Genomic DNA, 16,501 nt, shown 5'->3' on the forward strand with positions numbered 1-16,501 from the left:
GGTGCAGCGCGCGGCCGGCCCGCCGGGGTCGCGTTACGCCCCGGCTCACCGACATCCTGCGCGATCGGCGCGTCGGAGAAAGCTCCGGGCACTACCTGCGCGGCGTGACTAGCCCCATGCGCGCGGCGTGCCAGGCGGCCTCGGCGCGCGAGGAAATGCCGAGCTTGCGGTAGACGGCCTTGATATACCCGGCCACCGTGCTTTCAGCGATCCGCATTTGCCGGGCCACCTCGGCATTGCGCAGACCCTTCGCGATCAGGGCCAGGACCTCCGTCTCGCGGCTCGTTAACTCGTCCGCCAGATTGGCGGCCGGGCCGGTGTGGCGGAAATGCGCCATGATGCGCCGGGCGATGGACGGCGTGAGCGCCGGAATGCCCTCGGCCAGTTGGCGCAGTTGCCGGGCGAGCAGGTCCTCGGGCTGTTCCTTTAGAAGGTAGCCGTCCGCACCCGCCGAGAGCGCGGCGACGATGTGAGCATCGTCGCCCATCACGGTCGTCACCACGCATACCGTTTCGGGCCGCACGAGGCGCAGATTGCGCAGCACGTCCAGCCCCGAGCCGTCCGGCAGGCCGAGATCGATCAGCGCCAGGTCGAAATCGTTGCCCGCCACCCGCGCGATGCCGGCGCGCATGTTGGCCGCCTCGGTGAGCGTGCAGCCGGGAAAGGCCGTGGTCGCGATCTCCAACAACCAGCGGCGGGTTTCGGTGATGTCTTCGACAATCAGGATGCTATTCATCTGCCTGCCCTTGCCGTGTCGAGCCGGAACCGCGCACAGAGCGCGGTTCCCTTGTCCAAGGGCGCGATTTCGAGGGTGCCGTCGAGCCGCTTGATCCGCGCGCGCATGTTGGCAATCCCGTTACCGGCCTGCGCGCGGACGGGATCGTATCCCTTGCCGTCATCGGCCACCCGCACCGTTAGCCAATTGTCCTGCCGGGCGATATCGATGCCGACCCGCGTCGCGCCCGCATGGCGGACGACATTGCTCACCGCCTCGCGCAGGACAGAGCGCAGCGCGTGCATGTGGCCCGGCTCCAGAGACACGTCCGCGGCGCCCGCATCGCACCATTCGAGATCCACGCCCGCCCCGCTCAGACGCTCGGCGGTCTCGGCGCGCAGGTCGGCGAGGTTTTCCTCGAAGGAATGCCCGGGACTGGCCGCGTCATTGACGATGTCGCGCAGGTCGGACAGGGATTCGCGCACCAGCGCGTTCTTGCGCTCGGGCTCGCGGCTGTGCAGCGCGCTCAGGAGTTGCGCGCCGATGTTGTCATGCATGTCGCTCGCGATCCGGGCGCGCTCCTCGGCGACGCCGCGCTCGTAGGCCTGCCGGCTCTCGATGGCATGGCGCAGCATCGCGGCCAGTTCCTCGACGCGCGCCTCGTCGCGCGACCCGAACAGCCGCCGTCCGTGCTGCGCGTAATCGAGCCGCAGCGCCGCCAGGCCGCCGACGCCAGGCGCGACGAGCGACAGGCCATCAGCAGTGATCCCAGGCGTCGCACCGGTCGCGGCCGCGTCCATGTTGAGAGGGTCGAAGAGCTCGGCGAGCATGTCGCGCCAGCGCGTCTCCTGGCTGCGTCCCGGCGGGGTGAGCGCGATATCGACGATCTGCGCGAACAGCCGCTCGCGGTCGACCGCCTTGCCCACGAAGGCGCGCCGCCACAGCATGTCGCGGAAGGGCAGGTAGAGGAGCGCGACGAGGATAAACGACACCGAGAAGGCCGCGACCTTCTCCACCGACATGACCAGCACCAGCGTCGCGTCGAGCAGCGCGATAAGGAAGATGCCGACCATGTAGTAGAGGATGCGGAAGGCCCATTCGTCGAGATCGAACAGCCGGTAACGCAGCACGCCGAAGGCGACGCCGACATAGATGAGCAGAAAGAACAGGAAGGCGTAGCCCTGTGACAGGACGGCGGTGGCCCCGAACAGAGGCGGAACGATAATCGTGAGCACGAAGCCGCCAGCCCCGACAAGCACCGACAGCCCCAGCGCCCGCAACGCCGCCCTGTCGCGCGGATCACCTCGCGTCGCGCGGAACTGCACTGCGATGAGGACGGTGATCGTCGCCATCTCCAGCGCCGTGGGCAGGTGGCGGCTGGAGGGCGGGCCTGGCAGGAGCCGCAGGCTGTCGGCGAGCACCCAGCCTCCGAAGATGACGAAAGGGGTCATCAGGACAGCACCTCGCACGAGGCGGCGTGGATAGCACAGAAACAGCCCGATCATTCCTGCACCGAAGGTCAGCGCACCGGCAAGGTTCAGACCGGACAACAGGCGAAACAGCCCGCCATCCAGCGCCAGCTCGCGCGTGCTGTAGATCGCCGCGGGCAGCGCCGACATGAAAAGGCCCGCCCCGGCGGTGGCAAACAGCCAGGCGGCCACGTTCTGCCGCCTGAGGCTGACAACCCAAGCCCCGATCATGAGCGCCGTCACGCCGACCAGGAGTTGCGCCCAGAACACCGTCGGCAGGTCAACGGGCGCGCGCCGGGGCGAGACGTTGAGCGCGACATCGGGAAAGGTTTCATCCGGCGTGGCGATATCGGCATGAACCGTCTCGCCGGACATCAGGGCGTGCAGGCGCGCCTGGCGGGCGAAGAAATGCTCCATTTCGGCAAAGGTCTCGAACGTGTCAGGCTCCTCCACGACATCTGTGGCGATGGGCATGATCCCCTCCGCTTCGGGATCGGCGGCCAGCTTGCCAAGCCGACTGCCCGGCGGGATCGCCCCATTCGGACCGTATGGATCGGACGAGCGGATGAGGACGCCGCCGTCCTCCGAGGCTTCGAGATTCAGCCCCGCCCAGGGCTGGCCGAGGGCGGTCGCCAGCACGGCCAGAACCCCGCCCGCCGCGAGCATCAGCGCGGCGACGAGCGTCAGAACGGGTGTCATGCGCAACGTCAACGCTGTGGTTCCGCTGGCTCGGGCAAGGGGTATGTCATGCGCCAACTCTACCGCCTTTCGGCACACATGCATCCCCCCTGTTCGGGGGATATGACGGCGATGACGCATGGGCCATTGTCGTCGGAACCGGATCGCCGGGGAGACGGAGAATGATGACTCTTGCAGGGATATCGCGCGGGCTCGCCATTGCATCGGCCACGGCGCTGGCAGCCTGTTCGGGCGATTTGTTGACCGGCGGGCCGTTGATCCGGCCCGGAGAGCCAACGGGGACTATCGTGGTCCACAACCGGACCGGGATCAGCGTGCCCTCGGTGCTGATCTCGGATTGCGATGTGGGCAGCTACGGGCTCAACCGTCTGCCCGCCGGCCTGTGGCTCGACCCCGGCGAAAGCTATGCCTTCACCGTTTCATCCGGCTGCTGGGACGTGGCCGTCGGCAATGGCTACAAAGAGGTGCGCAAGCGCATGCAGGTGCGCCCCGGCGGCGGCGTCAACTTCTACGTCACCTCACCCGACGACTGATACCCGAAACAAAAGGGAATTCAACGATGCGCAAGGCTTCACTTTTGATCTGTGGTCTGGCTGGAGCCATCACCGGCACCCTCACCCATGCCGCAGATGATGCCTGGGAGGCGTCCGCCGCCCCGGTGGCGCAAGAAAATGGCCAAGCCTATTGTCACATGACTCGCCGTGACGGGGCACGCGTGCTGTCGATCATCGCCCATCCGGGCAAGCAGTTCATCGGGGTTTTCGCCCCGCGCCTGAAGGGTAAGGACGTCGACCTGGAAGCCGATCTGCGCTTTGCCGGCGGCAACAGCTACACGCTGAACTGGCTTGGCGCGAACGGAAGTTACACCGCGCAGCTTTCGCCAACCGGGTTGAGCACGGTTCTGGATGCAATCTGGCTCTGGGACGAGGCGATGAGCATTGTGGCGGCACCGGATATCAGCGTGCGCTTTCCGCTCGACGGCGCGGCCGGCGCGGCCCGGCGCATGAAAGACTGTCGCAAACAAATGGCCGAGGAATGAACATGCCCGGGATGGCGGCGTCAATTGGCACATCACCGATCCCTGGGACCGACGCATCAAGCCCAAGGGATCTCATGATGCGCAAGGCTTCACTATTTTTTATCGGCGGCCTGATTTGGGCATTGTCCACTTCTTCATCCCTGGCTGCGGGCGAACAATGGAGTGTAACTCACGACCCGCAGAGTAGGTCGGATGGATCGCAGATCTGCCAGATGCGGTATGGCATCCGGCTACCGCTGATGGCCATAACGGCTGCCAAGGGGGCACAGCTCCTGGCTGTGGCGGCCTCCGATCTCGACGCAGTGGAGACACCCCGGGTGCAGGGAGCAATGCGCTTCTCATCGGGGCGCAGCTTCGCGCTCCAATTCAGTGTGAACAAGAGCGGACGTGCCGGTGCGAACGCCGTAGCGAGGATTTCGGGGTCGGATATAGGGTCTGTCATGGCACGAATTGCGATGGGCGGCACGATGACGCTTGAAGTAGGCAATTCCGTCGAAATAGTTTTTCCGATTGATGGAGCGGCGGGTGAATCCAGAGCTTTCATGAGGTGCCGCGATGCGCTGTGACGCCTGCGCGCCAATACCCCCTGTTCCGGGGATTCCGTGGCGGCGCGGGGCTGTGTCAGACTGGAGTGGGACACCGACGCGGGATCAAAGGAAACTTAGAAAACCATGAAAGGCGTTTCTCGCAATACTCTGCCGGTTTTGCTGGCGTGGGTGCTAAGCGCCGCCCCCGCGCAGACCGGTAGCCCGGACTCCGATAAAGCCCTGGAGGCATGGCGTGCGGCGGGCGCGCGCCCAGCGCTGGCCGCAATGATGGCAGACGGGGCGTTGAGCCCCGCCGAGAGCGGCATCGCGACCCGCCTGGCCAATGGGATTGGCACGGCGCAGGAGGTCGCGCTGCCTGGCGGGTCGGTCCTGACCGTCACGCCGCGCGAGGCCGACACGGATCTGCTGACGGCCCTTTCGGGTAACCGGATCGACCTGGTGTTTCTGTGGGAGCGGGACCCGCGCCTGTTCGTTCAACTGGCCATGCTCTCGGTGGTCAGCCACCGGCGCCTGCGGCGCCATGCAGCCTCGCGACTGTACGAATTCCCGGCACAGGCGGATCGGCTGGGTTGGACGCTGCGCCAGCGTCTGGAGGACTGGTATTACCACGAAAACCTCATTGGCACCACGCGCGCGTTCATGACGAATGTGGAAGAGGCCGCGCTGGCGCGCCTTTCGCACGAGGCCATGCAGATGGTGGCCGCGCTCGAGGAAACCGACATCCAGCCGGAAAGCTACGACTGGCTGCGTTGCGCGCATGACCCGGGTGCCGAATGCTGAGGCGGCCTTGCCCGGCGCATCCCCCGTTCGGGGGATATGCGGCAGGGTGCGCGCGCGGCATCGTAAGGTGTGGCGTGAATGACAGGGGGAATCGATGAGGACGACAGGAATATTCGCGACAACGGTTTTGGCGCTGGCGGCCGTCCCGGCCCTCGCGGCTGGGCCGGTGAACGACAAGGGCGTGCTGGCGCCCCCCCGAGATGCGTGGGCCGATGCCCGCGCGGGTCAGAACCCGCTGACCACGGACGAGGCGGCCGCCGCGATGGCGTTCTTCCTGCGCTGCCGCGACGTGGACAACCTTGGCGAACTCGACGCCGAGGCATTCATCGAGGACGTGATGGCGGGCGGCAATCCCGCGAACGGCTTCACCGAAGGCGGCGCGCATTGGGATGACGTCCAAGCCTGGTATGGGGACTTCCAGAGTTATGCCGACATGGCCGTGACCGTCATGTGCTACATCAATCCCTACCGCAAGCAATGACGCGCACCGCCACGGTTGCCAATCCTCGGGAGACCCCGTCAATGCATGACGATCCGGCCACGAGTGCCCCGCCGCCGTCCCGACAGGGGTGGCGCCGGTTTGCCGGGCTCGTCGCGCTTTATGCCGTTCTTGGGCCGTTGTTGGGGGCGGTGTGCGTGGTGCTGCTGTTCGTGGCGCTGTCGGTGATCACCGAGGTCGCGCAGGGCCGGTTCGAGGCGATAGGCGCGCTGCTGGGGCGGGGGTTGCTGCTTACGCTGGTGGCCGGATTGCCGATCGCCTACAGCTTCGGGGCGGTGTCGAGCGTCGCCGTGGGGCTGATCGTCGCCCTGAGCGACCGGCGCGACGGTGGCATTTCATGGCGCGTAGCGCTGGGCGGCGCGGTGGTATCATGGGGCGTCGCGGCGGTGCTGGCGGCCCTGGTTGTCCCGCCCGACGGATTCCTCGTGTGGCTTGCCGGGCTTTTCGCGGCGCATGTCGTGGCCGCCTGGTTGTGCACCTGGCTTGCGCATCTCGTTTTCGGCAAACACCCGCGACCCCGGAGCGGGACGTGACTGAGTCTGGAAAGCGGACGTTTCACTACAAGCCGGCGCTGATGCGCCCCGCGCAGGAGGTGCGCCTTGACGGCGACCGCTTGTGGATCGCGGGCGACGGGCCGTTCGAGCTTTCGCGCGTCGAGGTGGCGGCTTTCGTCACCCATTCCCTTGGCGACAGCCAGATGGTCCGGCTTGACCTGACCTGGCCGGGCGCGCGCCGGGCGATCGGGTTCAACGGCGGGCGCCGGGGCCATGCCGACAATCCCGACGCGCGGGAACACCGCGCGGCGGTGGCCGCCGTCCTGCGCGCGCTGGCGGCGGCGAGGCCGGACATGACGGTGACGCTGGGCGCGCCGCGTGGGGCCCGGTGGACCCTGTTCGGCTTTGGTGTGCTGGCGCTGCTTTCCGGCGCCGGGATCGGCGCCGCGGTGCTGGCCGAGGGCCTGTCGGGGGGCCGGTTGGCGGGGGCCGCGATGCCGGTTTTGTTGCTGGTCCTGATCGGGGCGGCGCTGGTCATCGGCCATTGGCCCTGGACGCGGCGTCGCGCGGTGGACGCAGCCGCGCTGGCCGAAAGGATCGCGTCGCCCTGAGCGCCGCTATTGCCCGGCGAGCCGCCGGAAGTTGGCCGCCGCCGTCTTGTTGCCCTGCTCGGCGGCCAGCTTGTAGAGGCGCTTGGCCTCTTCGATGTCCTTGGGCACGCCCTTGCCGTGTTCCAGCAGGTGGGCGAGATTGCCCTGTGCCTGCGCATGGCCCAGGTCGGCCGCGCGCCGGTAAAGTCGGGCCGCCCTGGCGTGATCCTCGGGCAGGCCGCCCAGGCCGCGGTAGTGGAAGTTGCCCAGGTAGGTCAGGCCGGCCGCGTGGTCCTGCGCGGCGGCGCGTTCGTACCATTTGCGCGCCTCGACCAGGTCCTTTTCGACCCCGCGGCCATGATGATGCATGTTTCCCAACGCGAACTGCGCCGCTGCATTGCCCTGATGAGCGGCCAACCGGGAATATTTCGCTGCCTTGGCGTCGTTCCGGGCGACGCCGTGACCCTGCTGGTAAAGATTGGCCACCACCGTCTGCGCCACGGGATTTCCGGTTTCGTCTGCATACACCTTGCAGAACGGAAAGGCCTTGGAGATATCCTTGGCGAAACCGGCCGCGCCGCCGAGATACCCGCCGCAAACCACCATATTGGCTTTCAGGTTGCCCTCGTTCGCGAGGCGTAGCCACTCCTGCGGGCTGCGGTCGTCCTGGGTCAGAGCAGGCGCGGCCGTGAGCAGCGAAAGGCATGTTGCCAGTAGTGCGTATCCGGGTGCGTGGTTCATGTCGGGTCCCTTCCTTCAAGGGTGGGGTATGGCCAAGGCGGGTCTTCAAGCACCTTGGCGGGGTGCGCGGCGGGCGCCTTGCGGGCCAGGCTGCGCACCAGCCGCCGGTAGGCCCGCAGCGCCAGCCGGTTCAGACCCAACCGGGCGGCCAGGGCGGCGGGCAGCACGCCGAAGGCCCAGGCGCGCAGCCAGACGGCGCGCGCATCGGCGCGCCGCTCGATCCGGTGCACCATCATGGGCGCCAGCCGGTAGTAATGCGCGGTCAGCGCCGCCCCGCCGGGATGCCGCGCCAGCCAGCCGTCGCGGAAAGCGCGCAGGGTGGACAGTTCCCAGCAATCATCGGGCAGGCCCACCGCCCCGGCCGTGGCGGTGGTCAAAAAACAGTCGCGCTTTTCGCAGGTGCCGCCCTGGGGATTGTCCGCGCGGTAGGCGTCATAGTTGCCTTGCACCTTGGCGCGCGCGGCCTGCTGCGCGACGGGTAAAAGGCCGGTCATCGCGGCATATTCCGTGGCCCAGTCATAGCCCATTGGAAGCACGAGCTGGTACAGGGTCTGCTGGTCCTCGTCCGTCACGCGAAAGGCGACACGCTCGCCCGCCACCATCCTGTCGGCCAGTGTCTGGAGCTTGGCGCGGTCATCCTCGACGATCACCGGCTCCGGTCCCGCGCCGGAAAGGGACGAGTCCGCGTCGGTCACCTTGTAGGCCCACTCGCTGATCCTGTCGCCGGTGGCGGTCTGCGCGGTGATACCAAGGAAGTCGTTATCCACCCCTGCGAGCTTGCCCATTGGCGGGAAGCGGAGGATCATCTTCTCGGGCACCAGCGTGTCGGCGCGGCCGGGCGGTGTGCGCAGTGCAAGGTCCATAAGCCCCCCGCCATTCCAGGCTGCGGCGAGGTACATGTTGTCGATTGAACTGGACACGATATCGCGCTCTGCGCCGTCGGGGATCCGGTGCAGCGCCGCGCGGCGGCGCTCGGCTTCGGCGTAGATCAGAGCGAAAAAGTTCGACTCGGCGTCGAGGGATATCTCTCGGGTATCCTCATGCTCCAAAAGCCATTCGTTGTCGTCGAGGTCGAAGCGCATGACGCCCCGGATCGCCGTCGCCTCGCGGCCCTTGAGCATGTATTCCAGCCGGTGCATCCCGAACTGCGTGGGCCGGGAGGCCCCGCAGGCCCAGACCTCGGGCGCGTCCGCCTCCTGCGCCAGCGCCGCGCGCGGGGCCAGCCCAACCGCCCCCAGCATGGCCAGCGCGCGGCGCCGCCCCGGCCCGGAGGACCGGCTCGTGCCCAGTTTCCTATCGTCCCGCACCGTATCGTGCCTCCATTTGCGTGATCCCGCGACCATCCCACGAATTCCGCCGCGCCGCGTCCATCCCCTGAACAGGGGGGCGGCCCACGGGCCTAGCCAAGCTCTGTGGTTCGGCGGCAACCTGCTGCTGACAGCGGCGACGCTATGGGCAGACCCTGCGCAAGATATCGTATGCCCCGCCGGGCACGCCCCTGTGGTGTTCGAGTCCAGCCCTTTCATCCTTACGGACAGGCCGTATGCAAACACCACTCCGAGCCCGGAGGCGCGGACGCTGCGGCACATTTCGGAGCATGTGCTGACAGAGGCTGGTCAGGAGCGGGTGATACCCTGCCGCCCGCAGTCCGACACCTTGCCTCCCGGCAACGAGTTTGCCCTCGTTGATTTGAGGCAGAATTGGAGGGTGCGGCACGTAGGTTCGTGCACAGGTTGCGATCACCCTCAGCGATAAGGAGCGCAGTTTCTGGACTCGCAGTCGCGGAGGCACAGGACGGCGCGATCGAAGGTCGGCCGAAGTCGGCAAACAGCGCGTCGAACTCGGCGTCGAGGCTCCCCAGCGCATCGTTGACGACCCGACCGATCATGCGAAGCCGGTGACCTGCAGAGATCGGTTTCTCAATATCCACATAGCTGAACCGCGACCCGCTGGCTCGTGCGTCCAGCGCATCATCACCCCCTTCGTGATCCGATACGGGCAATTCATGCTCGAAACTCCCTGTCGAGGCGGATTTCTTCAGCAGCCTTCAGAAACGACGCGCCCGGTGCAAGACCGCATCACCCGCTGCTCACGGGGCCTGTTTCAATCGCACGAGCAAGTTGCGGACGGTCGACACGTGCCACCGTCCACCACGCCGTGTCCGGATGCCGCGTGTGTTGAGTTCATCCGCGAGGGCGCGAAGCGACGTCACGCCCGCCGATCTCAGACTCCCGGTCACCGGCGCCAGCGGGCACTGGCGGCAGCCAAGGCGCGCTGGATCAGGCTGGGCAATCCGAAGGGCGCCGCGGTGCTCAGGCGGGCCGGCGAGAGTGAACTTGCGCTCCGGCAGGCAGTTGCCTCCAACGCGGACGCCTTGGCCCGCGAGATGCAGGCCGGTGGCATCGAGGCCGCAGCATGACCCGCGGCACGCCGGTTCCCGACACCGTGACGCTCCACGTCCCGTTCCGCGTCGTGAAGTGCGGCGGGAGGAAGGAGATGCAGATGCCGGATGGTGCCACCCCGTCGCGCCGGACATCGCCGAGGCGATGCTGGACGGGAAGCAGGGGCCGGAGGTCACGCTATCAAGAGTGCTGGAGCCATTTTCTCGCGAATGGGTAGCGCAACCCGATCATTTCCAACAATCAAGCTAAAGCGGCCGTTGGAGCACGGAGCCGCGAACTGCTGGATCGAGCCCAAACCGGAAGCGTCAAATCCTCGCTGCGCGCGCTCTCAGAGAAATTACTGCTGCCACGCAGCAAGAAATCATCACTACTGCCCGGCGAGATAGCCTGCCGTTAAGGCAAGCCGTGGAAAGGTTTTCACCGACTACGACCGCCTCGTGGACAAAGCCGCGCGATGCACCTGCGGAAACATTTGCTCCGGGGCGGTCGCGGCACCTGCGTTCAGCCGACCAGGCCAAAGTGGCTGGCGCCCTGAACGTGCTTCCCGGCGAGACGCGGGCTCGGGACAGCCATGCAAAACAGCCGGCCGGCGATCCGAGGTTACCGTTCGGGTATCAAACCCTTTGGCGCGAACCTCATGACGACAAGCAGGATCGTTCCCATCATCAGGTAGCGCATATATGCCGCCCCGCCGACAAGGTGCTGCGCCAGGTCGGAGTCTTCGCCCAGTGGCCATGTCACCGTCGCCATGAACCAGTTGCCGAATGGCTCGGCCTGAACCCAGAGGAACCAGATGATGAACCCGCCCAGCACGGCACCCCAGTTGTTCCCTGACCCGCCCAGGATCACCATCACCCACACCAGGAAGGTGAACCGCAGCGGGATATAGCTCGTCGGCGTGAGCTGACCCTCGAGCGTGGTCAGCATCGCGCCCGCGACGCCGCAGGTGAAACACCCCAGCACGAACGTCTGCAGATGACGCGCCTTGACGTTCTTGCCCATGGCGGCGGCGGCGTCGCGGTTGTCGCGGATGGCGCGCATCATTCGTCCCCAGGGAGAGCGCAGTGCGCGTTCGGCGAACCACATGATGATCGCCAGCACGGCGATGAACAGCGCCGCATAGCACAGCTTTACGAAGAGGCTGGCGGCATCGGAGATATCTGCGGCGCCGAAGACATTGGCCAGCCCGATGAACCAGTCTTTCTCGACCAGATCGACCTCGTAGGGGACGGGGCGCGGAATGCCGGTGACGTTCTTCACGCCGCGTGACAGCCATTCCTCGTACTTGATGACGGCGATGATGATCTCGGCAATGCCCAGCGTGGCGATCGCCAGGTAGTCGGCGCGCAGCCCCAGCGCGATGCGCCCGATGAACCAGCCCGCCCCGGCCGCGACCAGACCGCCGATCGGCCAGGCCAGAACCACCGGCAGCCCGGCGCCACCGAGATAGCCGCTCAGGGCGGGGTTGATCGCCTCGATCGCGTCGGTCGCCGGGCGGAAGAAATACCCGATGACGAAATAGCCGGCCACCAGCAGCACCAGCGTCACTGGCAGCCTGAGTGCTGGCGGCACCGCGCGCCGCGCGAAGATGATGGCGGCCACCGTGGCGACAAGACTCAGGAGCGACAGCGCGAGGTCGCCGCCGGCAACGGCCCACGCCTCGGTGACCGGCGGCATGGAGACCAGCACCGCCGTCAACCCGCCCAGCGCCGTGAAGCCCATGACGCCGACATTGAAGAGGCCTGCATAGCCCCACTGCATGTTGACGCCGAGTGCCATCACCGCGGAGATGACGCAAAGATTGAAGATTCCGAAGGCGACGTTCCAGCTCTGATAGAAGCCGACCATGATCAGCACCAGGCCCATGAGGCCGTAAAGGAGTAGAACCCTCTGCGTCATATCACTTTCCCACGGATGATGCCGGTCGGCCGGATCAGCAGGACTGCGACCAGTATGATGAAGGAGACTGCGAACTTGTAATCCGTCGACAAGAGTTGCACGAGCCCATCCGGCGCCCACTCGGCCGGACCGAGATAGCCCAGGAATTTCTTAAAGGCGTAGGTCACCATCACCTCGGAAAAGGCGACGATGAAGGCGCCAAGGATCGCGCCGACCGGCTGACCGATGCCGCCAAGAATGGTCGCGGCGAAGATCGGCAGCAGGATCTGAAGGAAGATGAACGGCTTGTAGGTCTTGTCGAGGCCGTAGAGTGTCCCGGCGATGGCCGCGAGCGAGGCGGCGATGATCCACGCGATCATCACCACGCGCTCGGGATTGATGCCGCACAGCAGCGCCAGATCCTCGTCGTCCGAATAGGCCCGCATCGCCTTGCCCGAGCGCGTCTTCTGCAAGAACCAGAACAGCCAGGTGACGACGACGAGGGCGACGACGACGGTGATCACCTGGGTCTGTTTGATGGCGATGCCCTCGTCGAGGCCGAGCAGGTCACGCGACTCGAAGGCACCGATGATGAAGCGCTGGCCGTCGGCGAAACTCTGGTCGGCCGGCCCGATGATGATGCGGATCAGCCCGGCCAGCACGAACATGACACCGACCGAGACGATGGCGAAGACGATCGGGTTGGAGCGCTGCCGTCGGTAGAAGCGAAACACCATGCGGTCCGTAAGCAGCGCCACGCCAATGGCCGCCAATATGCCGACCGGCAGGGCCAGCAGCGCCGTGGGCAATGGCGCGATGCTCACCCCCATGCCCTGAAGGCCCCATGTCACGAGGATCGTGATCATGGTGCCGAACGACATCAACTCGCCATGCGAGAAGTTGGCGAATTTCAAAATTCCGAAGATGATGGTGACGCCGAGCGCCCCCAATGCAAGCTGCGCGCCATAGGCCGTCGCCGGAACGACCACGAAATTGGCGAACAGTGCAAGTGCGTTAAGGACCTCCATTCATCCCCCCAGAAAGGACCGGCGCACTTCTTCGTTGGCAAGAAGCGCTTCGCCCGTGTCGGTAAATCGGTTGCGGCCCTGAACCATGACGAAGCCGTGATCGGCGATCTCCAGCGCCTGGCGCGCGTTCTGCTCGACCATCAGGATGGCGACGCCGGTCCTGGCGATCTCCAGGATCTTGTCGAACAGCTCATCCATCACGATTGGCGAGACGCCCGCTGTCGGCTCGTCGAGCATCAGAAGGTCCGGGCGTGTCATGAGCGCGCGACCGACGGCCACCTGCTGGCGCTGCCCGCCGGACAACTCGCCCGCCGGCTGGTTGCGTTTCTCGGCCAGGATCGGGAACAGCGCGAAGACCTGCTCCTTCGTCTCTTCGATCTCGGTGTCTTCGCGGATGAAGGCCCCCATTTCGAGATTCTCTTCCACGGTCAGCGAGACGAAGACGTTACGGTTCTGCGGCACGAAGGCCATCCCCTGCGGCACCCGGTCCTGCGGGGCGAGGCCGGTGATGTCCTTGCCGTTCAGCGTGACCGTGCCCTCACGCAGGTCGAGCATGCCGAAGACGGCCTTCATCGCCGTCGACTTGCCGGCGCCGTTCGGGCCGACGACAACGGCGATCTCGCCTTGCTCCACCGTGATGGTGCAATCGTGAATGATGTCGGCACCGCCATATCCGCAGGTCATGCCGGTCGCGCTCAGGAAACTCATGCTGGCGCCTTCCGCTCGTGCTTGCGGCCCGTGCCGAGATAGGCCTCGATGACCTCTTCGTTGTTCTTGACCTCCTCGATCGTGCCTTGGGTGAGGAGCTTGCCATCGGCCATGACGATGACGGGGTCACACAGGCGCGCGATGAAATCCATGTCGTGCTCGATCAGGCAAAAGGTGTAGCCGCGCTCCTCGTTGAGGCGCTGGATCGAGGTTGCGATGGTGTTCAAAAGCGTGCGGTTCACCCCGGCGCCGACCTCGTCGAGAAAGACGATCTTGGCGTCCACCATCATGGTGCGACCCAGCTCCAGCAGCTTCTTCTGGCCGCCCGAGAGATTGCCGGCGAGCTCGTCCTTCAGGTGGTCGATCTCGAGGAATTCGATCACGTCCAGCGCCCGCTCGCGATTCTGCGCCTCGACTTCCCTGACGCGGGCGAAATTGAACCAGCTCTGGCGCAGTTGCTCGCCCGGCTGATCGCCGGGGACGACCAACAGGTTCTCCAGCACGGTCAACGTCGAGAATTCATGCGCGATCTGGAAGGTGCGCAACAGGCCCTTGTGGAAAAGCTCGTGCGGCTCGAGTCCGGTCACGTCCTCGCCATCCAGATAGATCGTGCCTGAAGACGGCGGGAAGACGCCCGCGACGATGTTGAACAGCGTCGTCTTGCCGGCCCCGTTGGGGCCGATCAGTCCCGTGACCGAGCCTTTCTCGATCGACAGCGACACGCCATCGACCGCGCGGATGCCGCCGAAATTCTTGGCGACGTTTTCGACCGTTATCATTCAATCGTTCCCGGTTGCCGATAAGGAAGGAACGGCTGGGGGTCGGACTCCCCAACCGTTCCCGTGAGGCCGGTCTTTCGCCCGGCGATGCCTCAGTGGTACATCACCGTTTCGAACGTGCCGCCCTTGACCTCCGTCTCGCGGAAGCTGCCGGCGGATTCGCCCGGCTCGATCAACTCCAGCGCGGTGCCGCCGACATAATCGATCTCTCCGCCGTCGGCGAGGATCTTCAAGCCCTTGGCAAGCTCACCCGGGAAGATCTTCTCGCCCGGGGCGTTGGCGACGTCGAACACCTTGTCCTTGTAGACGGCGCTGTCGGTCGAATCGGCGGCCTGCATGGCGAGCAGCATAATCGCCGAGGCGTCGTAGGCCTCCGGCACATAGGGGTCGTCGCCCTTGAAGTCCTTGCCCTCGGCCAACTCGGCCAACATCGAGGCGCCCGGACTGTCGGTGCCCGGATTGGTGCCGATGGAACCGTCCAGCGCCTCGCCGAAGTGATCGGTCAGCGCCTCGCCGACCATGCCGTCCGGCAGCACGAACTTGCTGAAGGCGCCGGTATCGAGGGCCGCCTGGATCATGCCCTTGCCGCCCTGGTCGAGGTAGCCGGCCACGATCAGCACTTCGCCGCCGGCCGACGCCAGCGTGCCGATCTCGGCCGAGTAGTCGGCCTTGCCGTCCTCGTGCGCCGCGACGGCGGTGATTTCACCGCCCGTGGCTTCATAGGCCGCCTGGATCGCATCGGCGAGACCCTTGCCGTAGTCGTTGTTTGTGTAGGTCAGCGCGGCGGAACCGATTCCGCGACGCTCCAGTATGTCGGCGATGATCTGGCCCTGACGCGCGTCCGACGGGGCCGTGCGGAAGAAATAGCCGCCGTCTTCGATCGTCGACAGCGCCGGCGAAGTTGCCGACGGCGAGATCATGACGATGCCATTCGCGCGCACGACGTTATTGAGCACTGCCGTGGTAGCACCCGAGCAGGTCGCCCCGTTGATGCCGTGGACGCCCTCGGACGACACCAGCCGCTCGGCCGCGGCCGTGGCGGCGGCGGCGTCGATGCAGGTGCTGTCGCCTCGGACTGTGACGACCTCGCGGCCACCGAGGAAGATGCCACTGTCCGACACCTCCTTGATTGCCATTTCGCCGCCCAGCGCCATCGGCTTCACCAGCGATTCGGTCGGGCCGGTGAAGCCCTGCATCATGCCGATCTTGACCTGGTCCTGCGCCGAGGCGCCCGTCGCGAGCGCCGCCGATACCGCGACCGACATAAGTGTGGCAGACAATTTTCTCATTTCTAGACCTCCCCTTTGGTTAAACGTCTGTTGGTCGTTGAATAGACTATACATATCAAAACTGATGTTTCCACCCATCGTTATGTCAGGGGCTACACGTGGATCGTCGTCATGTATAAGCTCTGCGACCGGTGGGGGCGGGCCAGTTCATTGACGGCTCGTCGAATGGCCGGATCAAATTCAGGGGTCAGGTGGGCGCTTGAACGACCGGTTCGGCGAAGTTTGCCGCAATGCCGCAATCGCCATGCTGCAAGTGCAAGGGGCGGGTGGGACAAAGGGCCAAAAGAGTTGCTGCGCCAGCATCAGAGCGGTTTGTCCGCAACCCGGTCGTTTGTGCGGGCCGCGGCGAACGGCTGGTATCGCGACACGGGGCGATTCTGCGTGGGGAGACTGACCTGCAGCAGTAAGCGCACGAGAAATGGCGAACGTTCGATTTACGTTCCATCTCTGCGAGAGCCACTGGCATCAAAGTGTTCAGGTTTCCGGATTGAAAAGAATAATAATTTCAGCAAGCTACAAGCTCTTCACCAAATCAGTGCAGTCATCAGGTCCGGAGAAAACTGGCCCGGAGAGACCCTTTCCGGGCCTTTTGGCGCAGGGGCTAGTGCCCAGCCCCTCCCGCACAACCCCCGACAACAACGGAACAATCCGGTCGCAGCCAGATCGGGAGAACATTTTCGCAAGGGCAAGTGGCGGAGGGGATGGGCCTGAAACCCAACCTTCTCTGGCGTCTAGGTTATTGATTTTATGTGCGTCACATTGCCGGTTCGAATGTCTGAGCTACTCCCCGTCTCTTGGACAGGATCTGGCGTAAATCAAGCTACTCTTTGCACCTGCTGATCG

17 protein-coding genes and 1 pseudogene are annotated in these 16,501 nt (G+C 65.5%); 7 read left to right on the forward strand and 11 right to left on the reverse strand.

Annotation, left to right across the window (positions count from 1 at the left end; all coding sequences use genetic code 11):
* Positions 1-91: 91 nt before the first annotated feature.
* On the reverse strand, positions 92-736 hold the full coding sequence (locus ACFFU4_RS16070; protein ID WP_377070847.1) for a response regulator: 645 nt from the start codon (positions 734-736) through the stop codon (positions 92-94).
* Complete coding sequence (locus ACFFU4_RS16075) at positions 733-2,883, reverse strand: sensor histidine kinase (protein ID WP_377070848.1); 2,151 nt, start codon at positions 2,881-2,883, stop codon at positions 733-735. The genes ACFFU4_RS16070 and ACFFU4_RS16075 overlap by 4 nt, the downstream gene beginning before the upstream one ends.
* 161 nt (positions 2,884-3,044) lie before the next feature.
* On the opposite strand from ACFFU4_RS16075, the gene ACFFU4_RS16080 reads away from it, so the two are divergent.
* The 7 genes from ACFFU4_RS16080 to ACFFU4_RS16110 all read left to right on the forward strand — a co-directional run bounded on the left by ACFFU4_RS16080 (position 3,045) and on the right by ACFFU4_RS16110 (position 6,854).
* Entirely contained in the window at positions 3,045-3,416 is a 372-nt protein-coding gene (locus tag ACFFU4_RS16080; RefSeq protein ID WP_377070849.1) for a hypothetical protein, read from the forward strand.
* Between the two features lie 26 nt (positions 3,417-3,442).
* Entirely contained in the window at positions 3,443-3,922 is a 480-nt protein-coding gene (locus ACFFU4_RS16085; protein WP_377070850.1) for a hypothetical protein, read from the forward strand.
* A 74-nt stretch (positions 3,923-3,996) separates the two neighbouring features.
* Positions 3,997-4,488 carry a flagellin family protein gene (locus tag ACFFU4_RS16090; protein ID WP_377070851.1) on the forward strand — a complete coding sequence of 164 codons (492 nt, stop codon included), beginning with the start codon at positions 3,997-3,999 and terminating at the stop codon, positions 4,486-4,488.
* A gap of 105 nt (positions 4,489-4,593) precedes the next feature.
* Positions 4,594-5,250 (forward strand): hypothetical protein, encoded by a 657-nt coding sequence (locus ACFFU4_RS16095; protein WP_377070852.1) that lies wholly within the window; start codon positions 4,594-4,596, stop codon positions 5,248-5,250.
* Between the two features lie 94 nt (positions 5,251-5,344).
* Positions 5,345-5,731, forward strand: coding sequence for a hypothetical protein (locus ACFFU4_RS16100; RefSeq protein ID WP_377070854.1), 387 nt, complete (start codon positions 5,345-5,347; stop codon positions 5,729-5,731).
* A 41-nt stretch (positions 5,732-5,772) separates the two neighbouring features.
* A complete protein-coding gene (locus ACFFU4_RS16105) occupies positions 5,773-6,282 on the forward strand; it encodes a hypothetical protein (protein WP_377070855.1) in 510 nt (169 codons plus the stop codon).
* Positions 6,279-6,854, forward strand: a complete 576-nt coding sequence (locus ACFFU4_RS16110) for a hypothetical protein (RefSeq protein ID WP_377070856.1) — start codon at positions 6,279-6,281, stop codon at positions 6,852-6,854. Before ACFFU4_RS16105 ends, ACFFU4_RS16110 begins: the two co-directional genes overlap by 4 nt.
* 6 nt (positions 6,855-6,860) lie before the next feature.
* On the opposite strand, the gene ACFFU4_RS16115 is transcribed toward ACFFU4_RS16110, so the two are convergent.
* From ACFFU4_RS16115 to ACFFU4_RS16155, 9 genes and pseudogenes are all read right to left on the reverse strand, one after another.
* Positions 6,861-7,574, reverse strand: coding sequence for a tetratricopeptide repeat protein (locus ACFFU4_RS16115; protein WP_377070857.1), 714 nt, complete (start codon positions 7,572-7,574; stop codon positions 6,861-6,863).
* Positions 7,571-8,881 carry a CFI-box extended C-terminal domain-containing protein gene (locus tag ACFFU4_RS16120; RefSeq protein WP_377070858.1) on the reverse strand — a complete coding sequence of 437 codons (1,311 nt, stop codon included), beginning with the start codon at positions 8,879-8,881 and terminating at the stop codon, positions 7,571-7,573. Before ACFFU4_RS16120 ends, ACFFU4_RS16115 begins: the two co-directional genes overlap by 4 nt.
* A gap of 488 nt (positions 8,882-9,369) precedes the next feature.
* Positions 9,370-9,540 (reverse strand): annotated as a pseudogene (locus ACFFU4_RS16125) (IS5/IS1182 family transposase); the annotation flags it as partial.
* Between the two features lie 123 nt (positions 9,541-9,663).
* On the reverse strand, positions 9,664-10,110 hold the full coding sequence (locus ACFFU4_RS16130) for a recombinase family protein (RefSeq protein WP_377070874.1): 447 nt from the start codon (positions 10,108-10,110) through the stop codon (positions 9,664-9,666).
* Positions 10,111-10,576: 466 nt separating this feature from the next.
* Positions 10,577-11,875, reverse strand: a complete 1,299-nt coding sequence (locus ACFFU4_RS16135) for a branched-chain amino acid ABC transporter permease (protein ID WP_377070859.1) — start codon at positions 11,873-11,875, stop codon at positions 10,577-10,579.
* Positions 11,872-12,882 carry a branched-chain amino acid ABC transporter permease gene (locus ACFFU4_RS16140; protein WP_377070860.1) on the reverse strand — a complete coding sequence of 337 codons (1,011 nt, stop codon included), beginning with the start codon at positions 12,880-12,882 and terminating at the stop codon, positions 11,872-11,874. Before ACFFU4_RS16140 ends, ACFFU4_RS16135 begins: the two co-directional genes overlap by 4 nt.
* Positions 12,883-13,590, reverse strand: a complete 708-nt coding sequence (locus ACFFU4_RS16145) for an ABC transporter ATP-binding protein (RefSeq protein ID WP_377070862.1) — start codon at positions 13,588-13,590, stop codon at positions 12,883-12,885. It abuts the gene before it with no gap.
* Positions 13,587-14,369: an ABC transporter ATP-binding protein gene (locus tag ACFFU4_RS16150; RefSeq protein WP_377070864.1), complete on the reverse strand. Its 783-nt coding sequence runs from the start codon at positions 14,367-14,369 to the stop codon at positions 13,587-13,589. Before ACFFU4_RS16150 ends, ACFFU4_RS16145 begins: the two co-directional genes overlap by 4 nt.
* Before the next feature lie 92 nt (positions 14,370-14,461).
* Positions 14,462-15,658 (reverse strand): ABC transporter substrate-binding protein, encoded by a 1,197-nt coding sequence (locus ACFFU4_RS16155; RefSeq protein ID WP_377070866.1) that lies wholly within the window; start codon positions 15,656-15,658, stop codon positions 14,462-14,464.
* Positions 15,659-16,501 lie beyond the last annotated feature (843 nt).

The sequence above is a fragment of the Roseovarius ramblicola genome (genome assembly GCF_042430665.1).
Lineage (GTDB): Bacteria > Pseudomonadota > Alphaproteobacteria > Rhodobacterales > Rhodobacteraceae > Roseovarius > Roseovarius ramblicola.